At 63.2% G+C, this 15,304-nt stretch carries 13 protein-coding genes and 3 tRNA genes; 6 read left to right on the plus strand and 10 right to left on the minus strand.

Annotated elements, in window-relative coordinates; translation table 11 throughout:
• Positions 1 to 38: 38 nt before the first annotated feature.
• The 3 genes from BMZ70_RS09150 to BMZ70_RS09160 are packed head-to-tail and all read right to left on the minus strand — an operon-like array spanning position 39 to position 3,167.
• Positions 39 to 974, minus strand: coding sequence for a PDR/VanB family oxidoreductase (locus BMZ70_RS09150; protein WP_092272707.1), 936 nt, complete (start codon positions 972 to 974; stop codon positions 39 to 41).
• Between the two features lie 4 nt (positions 975 to 978).
• The gene (locus BMZ70_RS09155) at positions 979 to 1,998 is read right to left on the minus strand and encodes an aromatic ring-hydroxylating oxygenase subunit alpha (RefSeq protein ID WP_092272710.1); all 1,020 of its coding nucleotides are present in this window, start codon (positions 1,996 to 1,998) and stop codon (positions 979 to 981) included.
• Positions 1,999 to 2,009: 11 nt separating this feature from the next.
• On the minus strand, positions 2,010 to 3,167 hold the full coding sequence (locus tag BMZ70_RS09160) for an ABC transporter substrate-binding protein (protein WP_092272713.1): 1,158 nt from the start codon (positions 3,165 to 3,167) through the stop codon (positions 2,010 to 2,012).
• 117 nt (positions 3,168 to 3,284) lie between these two features.
• On the opposite strand from BMZ70_RS09160, the gene BMZ70_RS09165 reads away from it, so the two are divergent.
• On the plus strand, positions 3,285 to 4,184 hold the full coding sequence (locus tag BMZ70_RS09165) for a LysR family transcriptional regulator (protein ID WP_092272716.1): 900 nt from the start codon (positions 3,285 to 3,287) through the stop codon (positions 4,182 to 4,184).
• Here the strand turns inward: BMZ70_RS09165 and BMZ70_RS09170 are convergent.
• Positions 4,178 to 5,482 carry an MFS family transporter gene (locus BMZ70_RS09170; RefSeq protein WP_092272719.1) on the minus strand — a complete coding sequence of 435 codons (1,305 nt, stop codon included), beginning with the start codon at positions 5,480 to 5,482 and terminating at the stop codon, positions 4,178 to 4,180. The genes BMZ70_RS09165 and BMZ70_RS09170 overlap by 7 nt on opposite strands.
• A gap of 167 nt (positions 5,483 to 5,649) precedes the next feature.
• On the opposite strand from BMZ70_RS09170, the gene BMZ70_RS09175 reads away from it, so the two are divergent.
• From BMZ70_RS09175 to BMZ70_RS09195, 5 genes are all read left to right on the plus strand, one after another.
• On the plus strand, positions 5,650 to 7,779 hold the full coding sequence (locus BMZ70_RS09175; protein WP_092272722.1) for a sensor histidine kinase: 2,130 nt from the start codon (positions 5,650 to 5,652) through the stop codon (positions 7,777 to 7,779).
• Positions 7,776 to 8,375, plus strand: coding sequence for a response regulator transcription factor (locus tag BMZ70_RS09180; protein ID WP_092272725.1), 600 nt, complete (start codon positions 7,776 to 7,778; stop codon positions 8,373 to 8,375). Before BMZ70_RS09175 ends, BMZ70_RS09180 begins: the two co-directional genes overlap by 4 nt.
• A 300-nt stretch (positions 8,376 to 8,675) precedes the next feature.
• Positions 8,676 to 9,239, plus strand: coding sequence for a PEP-CTERM sorting domain-containing protein (locus tag BMZ70_RS09185; protein ID WP_165403493.1), 564 nt, complete (start codon positions 8,676 to 8,678; stop codon positions 9,237 to 9,239).
• 14 nt (positions 9,240 to 9,253) lie between these two features.
• Positions 9,254 to 10,117, plus strand: a complete 864-nt coding sequence (locus tag BMZ70_RS09190) for a GNAT family N-acetyltransferase (RefSeq protein WP_130300829.1) — start codon at positions 9,254 to 9,256, stop codon at positions 10,115 to 10,117.
• On the plus strand, positions 10,107 to 11,897 hold the full coding sequence (locus BMZ70_RS09195; protein ID WP_165403492.1) for a tetratricopeptide repeat protein: 1,791 nt from the start codon (positions 10,107 to 10,109) through the stop codon (positions 11,895 to 11,897). The genes BMZ70_RS09190 and BMZ70_RS09195 overlap by 11 nt, the downstream gene beginning before the upstream one ends.
• Before the next feature lie 125 nt (positions 11,898 to 12,022).
• On the opposite strand, the gene mqo is transcribed toward BMZ70_RS09195, so the two are convergent.
• The 6 genes from mqo to BMZ70_RS09225 all read right to left on the minus strand — a co-directional run bounded on the left by mqo (position 12,023) and on the right by BMZ70_RS09225 (position 15,302).
• Positions 12,023 to 13,738, minus strand: coding sequence for a malate dehydrogenase (quinone) (mqo, locus tag BMZ70_RS09200; RefSeq protein WP_092272736.1), 1,716 nt, complete (start codon positions 13,736 to 13,738; stop codon positions 12,023 to 12,025).
• A gap of 367 nt (positions 13,739 to 14,105) precedes the next feature.
• A complete protein-coding gene (locus BMZ70_RS09205; RefSeq protein WP_130300825.1) occupies positions 14,106 to 14,606 on the minus strand; it encodes a GNAT family N-acetyltransferase in 501 nt (166 codons plus the stop codon).
• On the minus strand, positions 14,569 to 14,877 hold the full coding sequence (locus BMZ70_RS09210; RefSeq protein WP_139212876.1) for a type II toxin-antitoxin system TacA family antitoxin: 309 nt from the start codon (positions 14,875 to 14,877) through the stop codon (positions 14,569 to 14,571). Before BMZ70_RS09210 ends, BMZ70_RS09205 begins: the two co-directional genes overlap by 38 nt.
• A gap of 133 nt (positions 14,878 to 15,010) precedes the next feature.
• A tRNA-Gly gene (locus tag BMZ70_RS09215) sits at positions 15,011 to 15,086 on the minus strand.
• Positions 15,087 to 15,096: 10 nt separating this feature from the next.
• Positions 15,097 to 15,170, minus strand: a tRNA-Cys gene (locus BMZ70_RS09220).
• A 56-nt stretch (positions 15,171 to 15,226) separates the two neighbouring features.
• Positions 15,227 to 15,302 (minus strand) — tRNA-Gly (locus BMZ70_RS09225).
• Positions 15,303 to 15,304: the final 2 nt, after the last annotated feature.

Consider the following 15,304-nt stretch of genomic DNA (forward strand, 5'->3'; position numbering starts at 1 on the left):
CTATTATCCCTCTTTTCCTCGCATCCGCCGAGCGCTAGTCAAAGATCAAGCACCAGCACCGGCGTCAGCGCCCGCGATACGCAGGGCATGAAGCAATTATTGGCTTGCCGCTCGCCGTCGCTGAGGACCGCGTCGCAGTGGAGCGGCGTACCTTCCAGCACCGTCGTGCGGCAAGTTCCGCACACGCCTACCTCGCAGGAACAGTCCAGCTCAACGCCAGCCTCTTGCAGGCATGCCAGCGCCGTGCGGCCTGCCGCCACTTGCACCTGCCGCCCGGAGCGATGCAGGGTCAGCGTGAACGCCGTTTCGGCATCGGCATTGGCGGGCGGCGCGCCAAACGATTCCTGGTGCACGGCAAACTGCCCTGCCTCGGTTGCCACCGTCTGCATGAACGGCGCCGGTCCGCATACGTAGACGTGGGTTCCCGCCACCGGATGCGTCGACAGATCCGTGCGGATCCGCGCCGCCGTCTGCTCGGGCGTCAGGCCCGCCAGCACCTGCACCCGTCCGGCCAGCGGGCCGCTTTGCAGCTCCGCAGCGAAGGCCGCACCGGCCACATCGCGCACAAAGTAGTACAGCTGGAACGGCTGCCGGCGCCGCTGCAAGGCATACGCCATCGACAAGATGGGCGTGATGCCGATACCGCCCGCAAACAGCAGGTGCATGTCGGCCTCGGGAACGAGAGCGAAGGCATTGCGCGGCTGGCCGATCTGCAGCGTCATGCCCACTGTCGCCTCGTCATGCAGCCACGCCGAGCCGCCGCGCGATTGCGGCTCGCGTTTCACGGCGATGCGATACGCGTCACCGCCCGGCTGGCGGCAGCACAGGGAATACTGTCGCACCAGTCCATTACCCAGCGTGACGTCGATGTGTGCACCGGCTTCATATGAGGGCAGCTGCGCGTCTCCCTCCGCGCGCAGCTCCAATACGCGCACGCCGGCGCTATCGGCAATCGCATGAATTCGAACTTGCATACGCTTACCCCGCCTGCCTTGCAACGTGGGCCGCCACGATACGGCGCGCACGGTTTGGACCACTGTCCACATGGATGTCCACCATCGGACCGGCGCCGTACTCGCACATATTGCGGTACTGCGCTTCGATCAGCACACGGTCTTCCTCAAACGTTTGCGCTGTCTGCTGGTACACCACTTCCGCATTATCAGGTTGATCCGGATGGGCGGAACTGGCCATCGTCCAGAAATAGTGCGAGGTGGTGCCGGTTTCCGGCGTAATGCCGTGGAAGCCGCGCATGTGGAAACCCTCGCGCTCCGGATTGTCCAGCGTATCGGCTCCCGCATCGACAGCGCCGGTGAAGATCTGCAAGTGGGTCAGGCGGAAATCAATTTCCTGCCAGCGGTCGATCTTGCCCTTGAACGGCCATGCGGCGCTGTAGGTTGCTGGCGGCAGCGAACCGGGCATGTGGCGCACCACGCGCACATGGTCGCCCTCTCCGGACACCGTGGTCGGCGCTTCCATGTGCACCTTGGCGTTGCCGCCGATGGTGCGCCCATGCAGATAGCCGACATGGCTCAAGTCCAGCAGGTTGTCATGAATAAGCTGGTAAGGCGCATCGTAGTGGAATACGCCGCCCTTCCAGGTGTAGCGCGGATTCTCGTGCGCCGCGACTTCCGGCGGCGGGCCGGATGGCTGCTCCTCCGGCTCGGCGCCAAACCAGATCCAGATCACTTCGTTGCGGATCTCGGCCGGGAACGCGCGCACCCTGGCCTTGCCCGGAATTTTGACTTGGCCCGGAATTTCCAGGCACTGCCCTGCCGCGCCAAACAGCAAGCCGTGATAACCGCAGCGGATGCCTTCGCCCTCCAGCGTGCCGCAGGACAGCGGAACGGCGCGGTGACAGCAACGATCTTCCAGCGCGGCCACGCCGCCCTCGGTGCGGAACATAACGATCGGGTAGTTCAACAGTTTGCGCGCGAGGGGCTGGTCCTTCAACTCCCACGCAAAGCCTGCGACGTACCACTGATTCAATGGGAACATAACTATCTCCTTTACTTGGCTGGATCTTTTACCGCGTCGTAGCGGTCAATCTCGACGGCTCCGTAACTACCGTTGGGCAGCTTGTCGATGCGGCGGATGTAGATGGTCTGGACGACGTCGCTGGTCTTGGCGTCGATAGTGACGATGCCGCGCGGGCTGGCAGCGCTGTAGCCCTTGGCCGCAGCGATGAACGACGGCCCATCGACCTTGCCGCCATTCTTGGTCAGAGTGGCGGCGATCAACGCCATGCCGTCATACGCGGAAGCAGCCTGGAAATTGGGCTTGAAGCGGTTGTCCACCGTCTTGGCGAAAGCCTCGGTAAAGGCAGCGTTCTCACGACCGGACTGGAAGTACGAGTAGAAGCCCGCCGTGTAGATGCCGGACATAGTCTCGCCAGCGGCCTTCAATACATCTTCATCAGCCCAGCCTTCGCCACCGAGGAAGCGGATGCCCGCCTTGTCCAACCCTTTCTCACGATAGCCTTTCATGAAGGCGACCATCGGCTGGCCATTTGGCAGGAACACATGGATGGCATCCGGCTTGGCGTCCTTGATGCGCTGCAGGTAGGCGCTAAAATCCAGCGTGGACAAAGGCACTTTGACCGAATCGATCACTGTGCCACCTGCGGCTTTGAAGCTGCTGGTGAACCACTGGTCGGCGTCATGGCCCGGCGCATAATCAGCGACCACCGAGAACACCCGGCGCGATCCGGTCTTGTAGGCCCATTGCGCCAGCGGCTGCACGGATTGCGCAATGGTGTAGGAAGTGCGCGTCAAAAAGGGAGAGCGCGTCGTGATGGCGGAAGCGGCGGCGCCAGTGACGATCATCGGCTTTTTGGCGCGCTCGCTGACGCCTGCAGCGGCAATCGCATTCGGCGTGAAAACGAAGCCGGCCAGGATGTCGACCTTGTCGCGGCCGACAAGTTCCGTGGCCAGCCGCTTGGCGACTTCCGGCTGCGGGCCGGTGTCGTCCTTGTAAATCAATTCCAGCTTGCGGCCGGCAGCCTTGCCGCCGTTCATGCGCATCCAGGTGTCGATGCCGGCCTTCATTTGCTCGCCGCTTTGCGCGGCCGGGCCGCTGAGGGATGTGATCACGCCAATGCGGATCGGCTCTTCCGCCGCCTGCGCGGAACACACGGTAAAGCACAGCGCCAGTAAGGTGCGTTGCATGTTGTCTCCTTGGTTTTATGAGTGTTGTGCAGTCATAATCAAGGACAACTGAGTATTTTCAAATAGAATAAACAGAATAACGTTTATATGAATTTCGAATTTAGCTAAGAGGCAGCCATGAAGGGATTTGACTTGAACCTGTTGCCGGTGGCGCTGGCCATCTACGAAGAGCGCAGTGTCAGTGGGGCCGCGCGGCGGCTCGACATGAGCCAGCCGGCGGTCAGCGTGGCCTTGAACAAACTGCGCAAATCGCTGGGCGACCCCTTGTTTGTCCGTACCGCCCAAGGCATGGCGCCGACGCCACGCACGCTGACGCTGGTCGATCCAACCCGCGATATCCTGCAGCGCCTGCGCAACGACGTACTGGCCAGCACCGCCTTCGATCCAGCCAGCAGCGACCGCTGTTTCACCATCGCCCTGTCGGATGTGGGAGAAATGACATTCCTGCCTCGCCTGCTGGAACACCTGCGGCGCGAAGCGCCGGGCGCCAGCATCGCCTCAGCCACCCTGCCGCCGGCGGAACTGGCGGTGGCGCTGGAGGAAGGCCGGGTCGACCTGGCGGTCGGCTATTTCCCCGATCTGAAACACCGCAACTTCTTCCAGCAACGGCTGTTCTCACACGACTTCATTTGCATCCTGAGTGCAGACCATCCGTTCCGGGGGAAACGGCTGACGATGGATCGGTTCCTGAGCATGGGACATGCGGTGGTGAAGGCGGAAGGCCGCAGCCAGGAGGTGTTCGAACAACTTCTGAGCCGTAAGCGCATCTCGCGCCGCGTGGTGCTGTCGACACCGCACTTCATGTCGATTCCGTTTGTGATCGCGGCCAGCGACCTGATTGCGACCGTGCCGCGTGCTGTGGGAGAGAGTTTTGCGCGGTTCGCACCAGTGAGGCTGGTGGAACCGCCTATCGAAGTACCGGGCTTCGATCTGAAACAGCACTGGCACCGCAAGTACGCCAAGGATGGCGGTAATGCATGGTTGCGGGCAGCGCTGGTCCAGTTGTTTGGTCAGTGATCCGTGTGCAGGTACGACGGCGTCTTCGGCAGGCGCAGGCTGACCAGGAAGGCGACCGCCATCATCACGGTGACGTAGACGTAGAACCAGCTTTCGTGGCCGAGGTTCTTGAACGACAGGCCGACGAATTCCGCCGAGCCACCGAAGATGGCGTTGGAAATCGCATACGACAGGCCCACACCCAGCGCACGCACTTCAGGCGGGAACATCTCCGCTTTCACCAGGCCGCTGATGGAGGTGTACAGGCTGACGATGGCCAGCGCCACGGTAATCAGGACGAAGGCCAGCACCGGGCTGGTGTTCCCATGCAGGATGGCCAGGATCGGATAGGTCGCCAGCGCGCCCAGTGCGCCGAACAGCATCATCGAATGGCGGCGGCCGATGCGGTCCGCCAGCATGCCGAACACCGGCTGCATGCACATGTACAGGAACAGGCAACCAGTCATGACGATACTGGCCGTCTTGGCCGGCATGCCGGCCGTGTTGACCAGGTATTTCTGCATGTAGGTAGTGAAGGTGTAGAAGATCAGCGAGCCGCCGGCGGTATAGCCCAGCACCGTGATGAAGGCGGCGCGATGGTGCTTGAACAGGTTAGCCAGCGTGCCGGCTTCCTTGCTGTTGCGGTCTTCGGCCTTGATGGTTTCATGCAGCGTGCGGCGCAGCATCAGCGACACCAGCGCAGCCACGGCGCCCACCACGAACGGCACGCGCCAGCCCCAGGCCTTCAATTCAGCCGAGGTCAGGAACTGCTCCAGGATCACCACCGTCAGCACCGCCAGCAACTGGCCGCCGATCAGGGTCACGTACTGGAACGACGAGAAGAAGCCGCGCTGGCCGCGCAGCGCCACTTCGCTCATGTAGGTGGCGGTGGTGCCGTATTCGCCACCCACCGACAAGCCTTGGAACATCCGGATGATCAGCAGCAGGATAGGCGCGGCGACGCCGATGCTGGCGTAGGTCGGCAGCACCGCGATGGCCAGCGAACCGCCGCACATCATCAGCACCGAGACCAGCATCGATTTCTTGCGGCCGACGCGATCGGCGATGCGGCCGAACATCCAGCCACCGATAGGACGCATCAGGAAGCCGACTGCAAACACTGCAGCCGATTTCAGGAACTCCGCCGTCGCATTCCCGCTCGGGAAGAACTGACTGGCAAAGTAGATCGAGGCGAATGAATAAACGTAGAAGTCAAACCATTCCACCAGGTTGCCGGACGAGGCGCTGATGATGGCGAACACGCGCTTGCGGCGTTCCTCGGCGCTGTATTGTGGTTGTGGGGGTTCATGCATGTTCATGCTGTGCTCCTGAAATATTATTATTGGGTGGGTATGGAACCAGCATCGCACATCGGCGGCCCGGCCACATCCGCAACTTTGGCGCACCGTCCTCCGTAAAATTACGGAGGACGCCCACACCGGCGTGCACAACTGTTATTGTTCCCCTATTTGGTCGCGGAGCATCCATGTCCCTCCTGTTCAAGCCGCATTACTGGCGCAGAGCCTTGGCCGTTGCCGGGGCGCTGGTGCTGATCGTGCTGTCGGGGAACTGGGCCGAACAGCGCGAACGCCAGGCCAAGATGCAAGCCTTGCGCCAGGCCAGCGCGGCCCACGTGCTGGGATTGCGCGGGCTGGTGGAAAAACACGATTTCCTGCCCTACGCCGCCGCGCGCCATCCGGAAGTCCAGCAACTGCTGCGCGCGCCGCGCGATGCGGCTTTACTGGCGCGCGTGAACCATTACTTTAAGGATTTGCAAACCACCACCGGCGCCGCCGCGCTCTACCTGGTGGACCGCAACGGTATGACGCTGGCGTCCAGCAACTGGGATACGCCGTCCAGCTTCGTCGGCGAGTCCTACCGCCAGCGCCCGTATTTCGAAGATGCGCTGAAAGGCGGCCGGGGCCTGTTCTACGGCCTTGGCCTGACCACCGGCCAGGCCGGTCTGTTCATCGCCGAGCCGGTACGGGTAGGCGCCGACGTGCTGGGCGTCGCCGTGGTCAAGATCAGCCTCGATCCGCTCGAACAGGTCTGGCAGCGCAGCGGCTACCCGGTGGTGCTGCGCGACAGTCGCGGCATCGTATTCCTGAGCGCGGTGCCGGAATGGCTGTTTCATAGCATCGCGCCGGTCCCGGCCGCCGACAGCCAGTGGATCAGCGCACACGCGCAATACGGCACGCGCAGCAGCTTCGATGTGCTGCCGTGGAAAATCAATACCGACCAGGACACGCCCGGCTTCGTCCTGCAAACCTCTATGCAAGGACACAAGGCCAAACTGCTGGCGCTCGATACGGCGCTGCCGGAACTGGGCTGGACCCTCACCGTCACCGAGGACATGCGCGATGTCCAGCAAGCCAAACAGGCGGCACTGACGCTCGCCACCCTGGCCGCCGCCTTGCTGCTGCTGGCCGTGCTGTACTGGCGTCTGCGCGAGCGCCGCTACGCCGAGCAGCAAGCGGCGCGATTGGAACTGGAACAGCGGGTCCAGGAACGCACGCGCGACCTGCAGGAAGCCCACTCCCTGCGCAAGGCGATGGAAGACTCGCTGCTGGTTGGTATCCGCGCGCGTGACCCGGAGGGAAAAATCATGTACGTCAATCCGGCCCTGTGCAACATCGTCGGCTACAGCGCGGACGAACTGCTGGGGCGCTACCCGCCCTACCCTTACTGGCATCCCGAGGATCTGGAAAAGCAGACGCGCGAAAGCGACGAGGCCTTGCAGGGCCGCGCCGCGCCCAGCGGTTTCGAATCGCGCATCCGCCACAAGGACGGCCACGATGTCATCACGATGGTCTACACGGCGCCGCTGATCGATGCCGAGGGCGTGAACCGTGGCTGGCTCAGCTCCGTGGTCGACATCACCGCCCAGAAGCAGGCCGAGGCCCGCCAGCGCGACCAGGAAGTCCGCTTGCAGCGCAGCGCACGGCTGGCCAGCGTCGGCGAGATGGCGTCGACGCTGGCGCATGAACTCAACCAGCCGTTGATGGCGCTGTCCAACTTCGCGGTGGCGGCGCGCGCGCTGGCCGGCCGCGCCTCGCCGGAGATGCTGGCCGGCGCACTGGACGACATCATCGAGCAAGCCAAGCGCGCCAGCGAAATCGTGCGGCGCGTGCGCTCGCTGATCAATCCGCAGCGCGGCCACTTTGAGAGCTTTGCCGTTGGCGACATCATCCTGCACGCGGAGGCGCTGCTCAAGCCCGAACTGCAGCGCAGCGGCGTCACGCTCAAACTGTCGATGGAAGACCCGGCGGCACAGGTACGCGGCGACAAGGTGCTGCTGGAACAGGTGCTGGTCAACCTGATCCACAACGCCGTGCAAGCCATGCAGGAGCAGCCGCGCAACCGCCGCTGCATTTCCCTGACCAGCCACTGCGCCGGCGCCAGCCTGCGGATCGCCGTCAGCGACCAAGGGCCAGGTATCCCGGACGACCAGCTGGAACAAGTGTTCGCGCCCTTCTTCACCACCAAACCGGACGGTCTCGGGCTGGGACTCAATATCTGCCGCACCATTATTGAAGCCCACAGCGGTATCATGACGGTCGAAAGCCCCGCCGGCGGCGGCGCCACGTTCTCGTTTACTCTCCCTATCGTGCCATGAAAGACGCTCCCCTCACCCTCTACGTTGTCGACGATGACGAAGCCCTGCGCCGCTCGCTGCTGCTCCTGCTGTTTTCGCAGGGGCTGGCAGTGCAGGCGTTTGCATCCGGCGAGGCGTTTCTGGAAGCGGTCGACCTGCGCCAGCCGGGCTGCGTGATCCTCGATCTGCGCATGGGCGCCATGAGCGGGCTGACCGTGTTTGAGCAGATACGCAGCACGCACAGCCCGCTGGTGACCTTGTTCCTGTCCGGCCACGGCGACATTCCGACCGCGCTGGAAGCGGTGCGGCGCGGCGCCTACGACTGGGTGCAGAAGCCGGACACCCAGCAACTGCTGGACAAGCTGCCCGCCGCCATCGTCGAAGCGCGCGCACGCGGCCAGGCCCAGCGCATGTGGGAAGACCTCACCGCGCGCGAACGCGAAGTCGCGCGGCTAGTCGGGCTGGGACAGCCGAACAAGGAAATCGCGCGGGTGCTGGTGCCGCCCTGCGGCCCGCGCTCGGTGGAAACCCATCGGGCCAACATCTTCAACAAACTGCAGTGCGCCAACGACAACGAGCTGGGCCGCTGGCTGGCGGCCCATTCTTGGCTGGAGTGAGTTCCACTATAGTGGTATGATGCACAACAAAGGTTAATATTTTAACTATTAAACTGCTATCGAGAAGCCATGACGCCACCATCCAGTCCCCTCCCCTCGTCCTATAAAGGCAGCGCCGCCGCATTGCTGGCGTTAAGTGCCGCGCATGCCAGTGCGAATGTCGTCGTCGTTCCTGCGCAAACGTTCATCGACGTGCCGACGCCGGTCGCTGGGCAAGATTCAAGCTACAGCCTCACCTTCGATGTCGATCACAACGGCACGGTTGATCTTACCTATTCCCGCGAGATTTTTTACGTTGGCATGACCCAGCCTCCGTCCTCCGGCATCGCGCCGCAACCGATGTACAACACCTTCAGCTACCTCAGCGCCGGCCTGGGCGTGGCCGATCCGCTCGCTCCCGGGACCCTGATCGGGCCGTCGCTGGCATGGACGCCAACCTCGCAGCTGGGGCATACGGTGGACGATCAGCACTACTCCAGCGTCCTGTCCAACGCTCCCGGCTGCAAGAACGCTTGCACCACGATGGTAGGCGGCCGCATCACACTCAGTTATCAGGATTCGGTGACGAAGAACCCGCTTTATGAGGGGATCAGCCAGTACAACTATATCCCGTTCTCGTTTTTTGATGGGGAGCATACCGACTATGGATGGGTGAAGGTGACTGGCTACCTGGGCAACCAGGTAATTCTGATCGATACCATCGCCTACGATGACAGCGGCGCATTCATCCACGCCGGCGAATTCACCAGCACGGTACCCGAGCCTTCCTCGCTGGCCATGTTGGCCACCGGCCTGGCCGGCCTGGCAGTGTATCGCCGCGCCGCGCCGGCTGCACGCCGCCGCAAACCGAAGACCCCGGATTGACGCTGCAAGCCGCTGTGCAAGTACGCATCGCGCGCGGCGCCGAGGTCGACCTTGCCTTCGGGCTGATGCCCCACGTCGCCAACCAGGGCGTCCCGCCCGCAGGCATCCTGATCGCCGCAGACGCTGAAGACCAGGTCGCCGGGGTGGCGGCGTTTTCGCTGCTGGGCCGCGATCACCAGCTGCCCGGCCTGCGCGCCCATCTGTTTGTCCTGCCCTCGCAACGCCGGCGTGGCGTGGGCCGCACCCTGCTGCGCGGCCTTGCCGCCGAGGCGGCGCAATGGGATGTGGACTACCTGCAAAGCTGGCAGGAATGGAGCGATGACGAGCCGCCCGCTTTCCTGCTGCACCTGGGCGCGCAACGGCTGCGCACGCTCCACTATTTCGAGGCCGACGCCGCCGCCGGCCACCACCATTGCAGCGCATTTCTGGCCCGCCTTCGCGACACCGGCCGCATTCCGCCCGGCGTGCGGACCGAAAACCTGCAGCCGCATCACTGGCCGGCCGCCGCGCAACTGTATGCGCTGCACAGCCGCACCGCCGCCACGGCGCTGCAAGATCACCTGGCAGCGACTTGCGCCGATACGCAGAACGCCGCCCTGTCGTTCGTCCTGATGCTGGGGGAAGAGCTGATCGGCTTGCTGCTCAGCCAGCGCGACCAGGGCTTGCCCGGCGTCGACTTGTGGATCACCCATCCCCGCTACCGTCACGGCTGGCCGGCGCTGATGCTGCTGCAGGCGGCCAGCGTCGTCATGCTGGAACGCGGCCTGCCGCGCTGCCGCTTTCACTGCAACGACGAGTCGCGCGCCACGCTGGGCATGGCGCGCCGCGCCGGCGCCGAATTGCTCCATTCCCGTTCCAGCTATGCCCTTGCCATCTAAACGCTTCGTCATGCTGGCCATCGACGGCATGGACTGGCACCGCTTGCAGCAACTGGCGGACCGTGGCCTGCTGCCGATGATCTCGTCGCTGATAGAGGCCGGCGCGTGCGGCTGGCTGGACTTTCCACCGTCGCCCTGTGCCGACAGCGGCTGGGCCAGCGTCGCCAGCGGCGTGCTGCCCGACCGGCACGGATTGCTGCATGCGCTGGCGCCATTGCCGCAATCGCTATTCCTGCGTCCGGCAGGCGATCTGCCCTTGCGCACCCCGGCCGTGTGGCATTGGGCCGATGACGCGGGCCTGCCCACTGCCGTGGTGGGCTGGCCCGCCACCCACGGCTTACAGCTGCGTCATGGCTATGTGCTGGCGGCCGGACTGGAAGCGGGCCTGAACGGAGATGGCTGGGCCTGGCCGCTGGCGCCGCAGGCCGTCCATCCCCCGGCATTGCGCGACCTGGTGCACGAGGCGCGCGTGGCGCCCGATGAAATCAGGCCCGGCGATACCGACTTCCTGTTGGCCGGCTTCCCGCCGGCGACCAGGGCCTTGCTGGCGGCCCCGATGGCGGCCGCGCTGGCGCAGTGCGCCACCCTGCACGCACTCGGCACTGCCATGATCGAACAGCACCGTGCCGGCGGCCTCGTGCTGCGGCTGAAATTGCCGGCGGCCGTGCAAGCGCTGCTGGCCGGTCAGGCCGATACCGCTGCGGTAGAACTGAGCATCGCGCGCAGCTATCAATTTCTCGACCTGATTTGTGGCCGCTACTTCCAGCTATTGGGTCCCGCTACGGCCTGGGCCCTGATGTCGAACGGCGCCGGCCTGAATGACGGCTTCGTCGTCATGGCCGGCCCCGGCATCGCGCGCGACCGCAACATCGGCTCGCTCGGCGCGTGCGATGTGCTGCCGACACTGGCGGCCGGCATTGGCCTGCCCGTGCCCGCCAACCTGGACGGCGATCCGATCGACGAGGTGTTTGCCTCCCCGCGCCGCGCCGTGATTGCGGCCAGTGCGGTATTGCCGCCGCCGCTGCGGCCCGAGGACATTCCTGTCACACCGGAGGCGCCATTGTTTGATACCCAGCTATTCGAGCGGGAGGGGCTGCCCATGCCGGACTATGCCGTGCAGCAGGCTTTCGCGGCCGAGGCCGAATGCGCCACCCTGTTTGCGCTGGCCACCACCACCATCCATCGGGGCCTGCGTGCGCAGGCCATCGCACAGTTGCGCCGCCTGGCGACACGCTTTCCGCACGCCTTGAACGTGCGGGTGTCGCTGGCGGAACAACTGCTGCTGGCCGGCGAGCTCGCCGCTTGCGAAGCGCTGGTCAGCGCCTTTCCCCTGCTACAGCTGGAGCAGCAATGGGCCGACGCCGTGTACGGCATCCTGGCCCTGCTCAAAGGCGATCACCATCAAGCGCAGCAGCGGCTGACCGCGTTGACCGGGCTCGAGCGCCCGCCGGTCAATCCGCATCTGTGGCTGGGTCGCATGCACCAGCAGCAGTCCGCCTGGCCGCAGGCGCTGGCCAGTTTTGAAGCTGCCGTCATTCAGTGTCCGCAGGATGCCGAAACATGGCTGGGTCTGGGGCGTGCCGCCATGAAGTGCGGCACGGCGCAGAAAGCCGTCGAAGCGTTTGGCCACGCGGTCAGCCTGCAGCCGCGTTCAGCCGAGGCCCTGAGCGGCCTGGCGGCAGCGTGCGAAGCCAGCGGCGATCACGCCCGCGCCGCCAGCGCCCGCACACGTGCCATGCGTTGCAACCCTGCGACCCTGGCCCGCAGCCTGGGCGCATGACACGTTGCGAACGATTCGGCACTGTCAGCAGTAACTGATCAACGCAGCGGTGCCAGCAGCAAGGCGGCCGACTGGAACAGCTGCGGCCGCATCCTGCTTTACTCCGACTGAGCAGGCTATCGGGATTACAGCGCGATATCCGGCACTTTTTTCACCAGTCCCGGCTTCTCGGACGGGGCGGCAGCCGGCGCGTAACCCGCCAGGCTTGGCGAGGCGATCGCCAGTTGCAAAGTGTCAGCGGTAGCAGCCCATTCGCTCACCAGCAGTTCCGGATTCTCGTTGAGCTTCTGGCCGTAGGTCGGCACGATTTCGCGTATCTTGCCGCGCCAGGCGGCGGTCTTCATCCGGTCGGGGAACACTTTCTCCAGCAGCGACAGCATGATTGCCGGCGAAGTCGAGCCGCCCGGCGAAGCACCCAGCAAGGCCGACACCGAGCGGTCGGCGGACACCACCACCTCGGTGCCCAGCTTGAGCACGCCGCCCTGCCCCGGCACGTTCTTGATGATTTGCACGCGCTGGCCGGCCTGCCACAAGCGCCAGTCCTCGTCCTTCGCCTCAGGCATGTAGCGGCGCAGGGCGGCCATCTTTTCCTCTTTGGACAGTTCCAGCTGCTGCGCCAGGTATTTGACCAGTGCAAATTCATGCATGCCTACCTGCAGCTGCGGAACGATATTCGACGGCGACGTCGCCTTGGCCATATCGAAGTAGGAACCGTTCTTGAGGAACTTGCTGGACCACGTCGCAAACGGGCCGAACAGCAGCACCGTTTTACCATCCAGCACGCGGGTGTCCAGATGCGGCACCGACATTGGCGGCGAGCCGGTGTCGGCCAGGCCGTACACCTTGGCCAGGTGGCGCGAGGTGATCTGCGGATTTTCCGTGACCAGGAATTCCCCGCCCACCGGGAAGCCGCCATATTGCTTGGCCTCGGGTATGCCCGACAGCTGCAGCAGCGGCAGCGCCGCACCACCCGCGCCGATGAAGATGTGGCGCGCATCCACCGTCTGCACCTTCGACTTGTCCTTGATGTCGAAGGCGGACACCCGCCACGAGCCATCATCGTTGCGCGTGATCGAGCGCACTTCAAAGGCGGTCGAAATCTTCACGCCGTGTTGGTTGAGGTGCTGGTAGAACTGGCGGGTGATCGCACCCAGGTTGACGTCAGTGCCCAGCGGCGAACGGGTGGCGGTCACGACCTCTTCCGGCTTGCGGCCTTCCATCATGATGGGAATCCACTGCTTGATCTGGACCGGGTCGGTGCTCATTTCCATGCCGGCGAACAGCGGCGACGCCTTCAGCGCCTCGACCCGCTTGCGGATGAACGCGCGATTTTCCTCGCCAAAGACCAGATTCATATGCGGCGTCGAATTGATGAATTCACGCGGATTGCCCAGCACGCCCTTGCGCACCTGGTGCGACCAGAACTGGCGGGAGATCTGGAAATTCTCATTGATCTCCACCGCCTTGGCAATCTGCACCTTGCCCTTGTCGTCCATCGGGGTGTAGTTCAGTTCGCACAACGCCGAGTGGCCGGTGCCGGCGTTGTTCCAGCCGTTGGAGCTTTCCTCCGCCACCTTGTCGAGCCGCTCGAACACCTCAAATGTCCAGCCCGGCTCCAGCTCGGCCAGGTACACGCCAAGCGTTGCGCTCATGATGCCGCCGCCAATCAGCAGCACATCCACTTTGCGATCCGCCTTGTCGGCGCGGAACTGGCCGCCGAACAGGACCGAGTAACCGCCCCATACGGCTGCGGCGCCAACCGCCGCCCCGATAAACTGGCGGCGCGAGAAGCGACGGCCTTTGGCGGCCACGTCCGCATTATTGTTACTGGATGGGCTCATGGATTTATCCTCTTGAAAAATTTTGAAACGACGGGCGACCGCAAGCGCCAGCGGTGGACGCTATTCGGCGCTGCTGCCTTGATGGCGGGCGCGGTACTAATCGTCCATCTTGTGGACGATGTCTCCGGATGACAGGAATGTTTTGGCGCGTGCGTCTGGCGTTAGCCCGCACACGATTGTCTTGGCCGGCATCTTAAATGACGCCAGACGGTTGAGCCATTGTGGTTAACCGACATGTTACAAAAGCAGGCAATAACGGGGCGCGCGACTGCTTTGTTCACGCGAGCGTGATTATTCATTTGCGAACACGCCGTGCTGTCAAGAAGTGGACGCCGGCTGCTTGCGAAGCATGGTGGCAGGATCTGGATCAATCGGGGAACTTCGGCATTGCAGCGATGGGCATCACCAGCGTATTGGGATCATCAATCAGCGGCTTGAAACCGAAGTGTTCGTAAAATGACGCCAAGCCATCCTTGGCATCGACAAATAAGGCGTATCCGCCCACGCTCATGGATGCCCTGTAGGCACGCTCCATTGCTTCCAGCAGAAGAAATGCCCCGAATTTCCGTCCCTGAGCCAGGACAGATACCCCTAATCGAGCCAACGTGAAACCGGGAACTTGGCGTGGTAACTTACGTTGCAAGTCCTGCGGCAAGACCTCACTCGGCGTCAAGGTTCTGATCGCCATCGTAAAGAAACCGAGAACGATGCATGGCTCTCCATCATCAATCAGTACAAACGTCTTGGATGTGCCGTTCCTCTGATGCTGCATCGCGATCGTTTGCAGCCAAGTGTTCAGCTTGCCCTCGCCGCAATCGAAATGCGTCACATCATGCGCTTTTTCCAGGGGTACTATTTTCTGCACCATATTTCACCTGTATAAAGCGCTCAAACGCCTTACTCATTGCCGCATTCGGCGACGGTGGGTTGTCGAGCAGGTCAAGTAAAACGGCAGCATCTTGGTTCGATATGAAGATGGTCTTCTCACGATCTATCACACGCTGCGCCTCCTTCAACGCGGCTTGGACCACGAAGCTCGACAAGGTGATGCCACTCAAGTCCGCAGCCTCATTCAATGTTTCCGCTACAGCAGCAGAAACGCGAGCAGAAATCCGCCCTCTATCGCCCATCGTGTTCATATGAATATCCTTCCTTGCGGCAGAGCCGTCAGCGACAGGCTAGCACTGGTGGAGGCAAATTGCCACCACATCTTGGAAGATTTGAATCGCTGAAAGCAAAAAGGGCAGCCCACTGGGCTGCCCTTCTACATTTTGGAGCGGGAGAAGAGTCTCGAACTCTCGACCTCAACCTTGGCAAGGTTGCGCTCTACCAACTGAGCTACTCCCGCTTAGGAGCTTTGGAGGCGAGGATCGGAGTCGAACCGACCTAGACGGCTTTGCAGGCCGCTGCATAACCGCTTTGCTACCTCGCCAGAGGAAACTTTTACTGCAAGACCACAGCGGGGTTACGCGCTGTAATCCAGAATTCTGGAGCGGGAGAAGAGTCTCGAACTCTCGACCTCAACCTTGGCAAGGTTGCGCTCTACCAACTGAGCTACTCCCGCAT

This window comes from Duganella sp. CF402 (genome assembly GCF_900109645.1).
Classification (GTDB): domain Bacteria; phylum Pseudomonadota; class Gammaproteobacteria; order Burkholderiales; family Burkholderiaceae_D; genus Rugamonas.

Excerpts from the sequence above, each read along its gene's own strand:
- BMZ70_RS09150 (WP_092272707.1), bottom strand. The coding sequence starts at position 974 with ATGCAAGTTCGAATTCATGCGATTGCCGATAGCGCCGGCGTGCGCGTA.
- BMZ70_RS09155 (WP_092272710.1), bottom strand. The coding sequence starts at position 1,998 with ATGTTCCCATTGAATCAGTGGTACGTCGCAGGCTTTGCGTGGGAGTTG.
- BMZ70_RS09160 (WP_092272713.1), bottom strand. The coding sequence starts at position 3,167 with ATGCAACGCACCTTACTGGCGCTGTGCTTTACCGTGTGTTCCGCGCAG.
- BMZ70_RS09165 (WP_092272716.1), top strand. The coding sequence starts at position 3,285 with ATGAAGGGATTTGACTTGAACCTGTTGCCGGTGGCGCTGGCCATCTAC.
- BMZ70_RS09170 (WP_092272719.1), bottom strand. The coding sequence starts at position 5,482 with ATGAACATGCATGAACCCCCACAACCACAATACAGCGCCGAGGAACGC.
- BMZ70_RS09175 (WP_092272722.1), top strand. The coding sequence starts at position 5,650 with ATGTCCCTCCTGTTCAAGCCGCATTACTGGCGCAGAGCCTTGGCCGTT.
- BMZ70_RS09180 (WP_092272725.1), top strand. The coding sequence starts at position 7,776 with ATGAAAGACGCTCCCCTCACCCTCTACGTTGTCGACGATGACGAAGCC.
- BMZ70_RS09185 (WP_165403493.1), top strand. The coding sequence starts at position 8,676 with ATGACCCAGCCTCCGTCCTCCGGCATCGCGCCGCAACCGATGTACAAC.
- mqo (WP_092272736.1), bottom strand. The coding sequence starts at position 13,738 with ATGAGCCCATCCAGTAACAATAATGCGGACGTGGCCGCCAAAGGCCGT.
- BMZ70_RS09205 (WP_130300825.1), bottom strand. The coding sequence starts at position 14,606 with ATGGTGCAGAAAATAGTACCCCTGGAAAAAGCGCATGATGTGACGCAT.
- BMZ70_RS09210 (WP_139212876.1), bottom strand. The coding sequence starts at position 14,877 with ATGAACACGATGGGCGATAGAGGGCGGATTTCTGCTCGCGTTTCTGCT.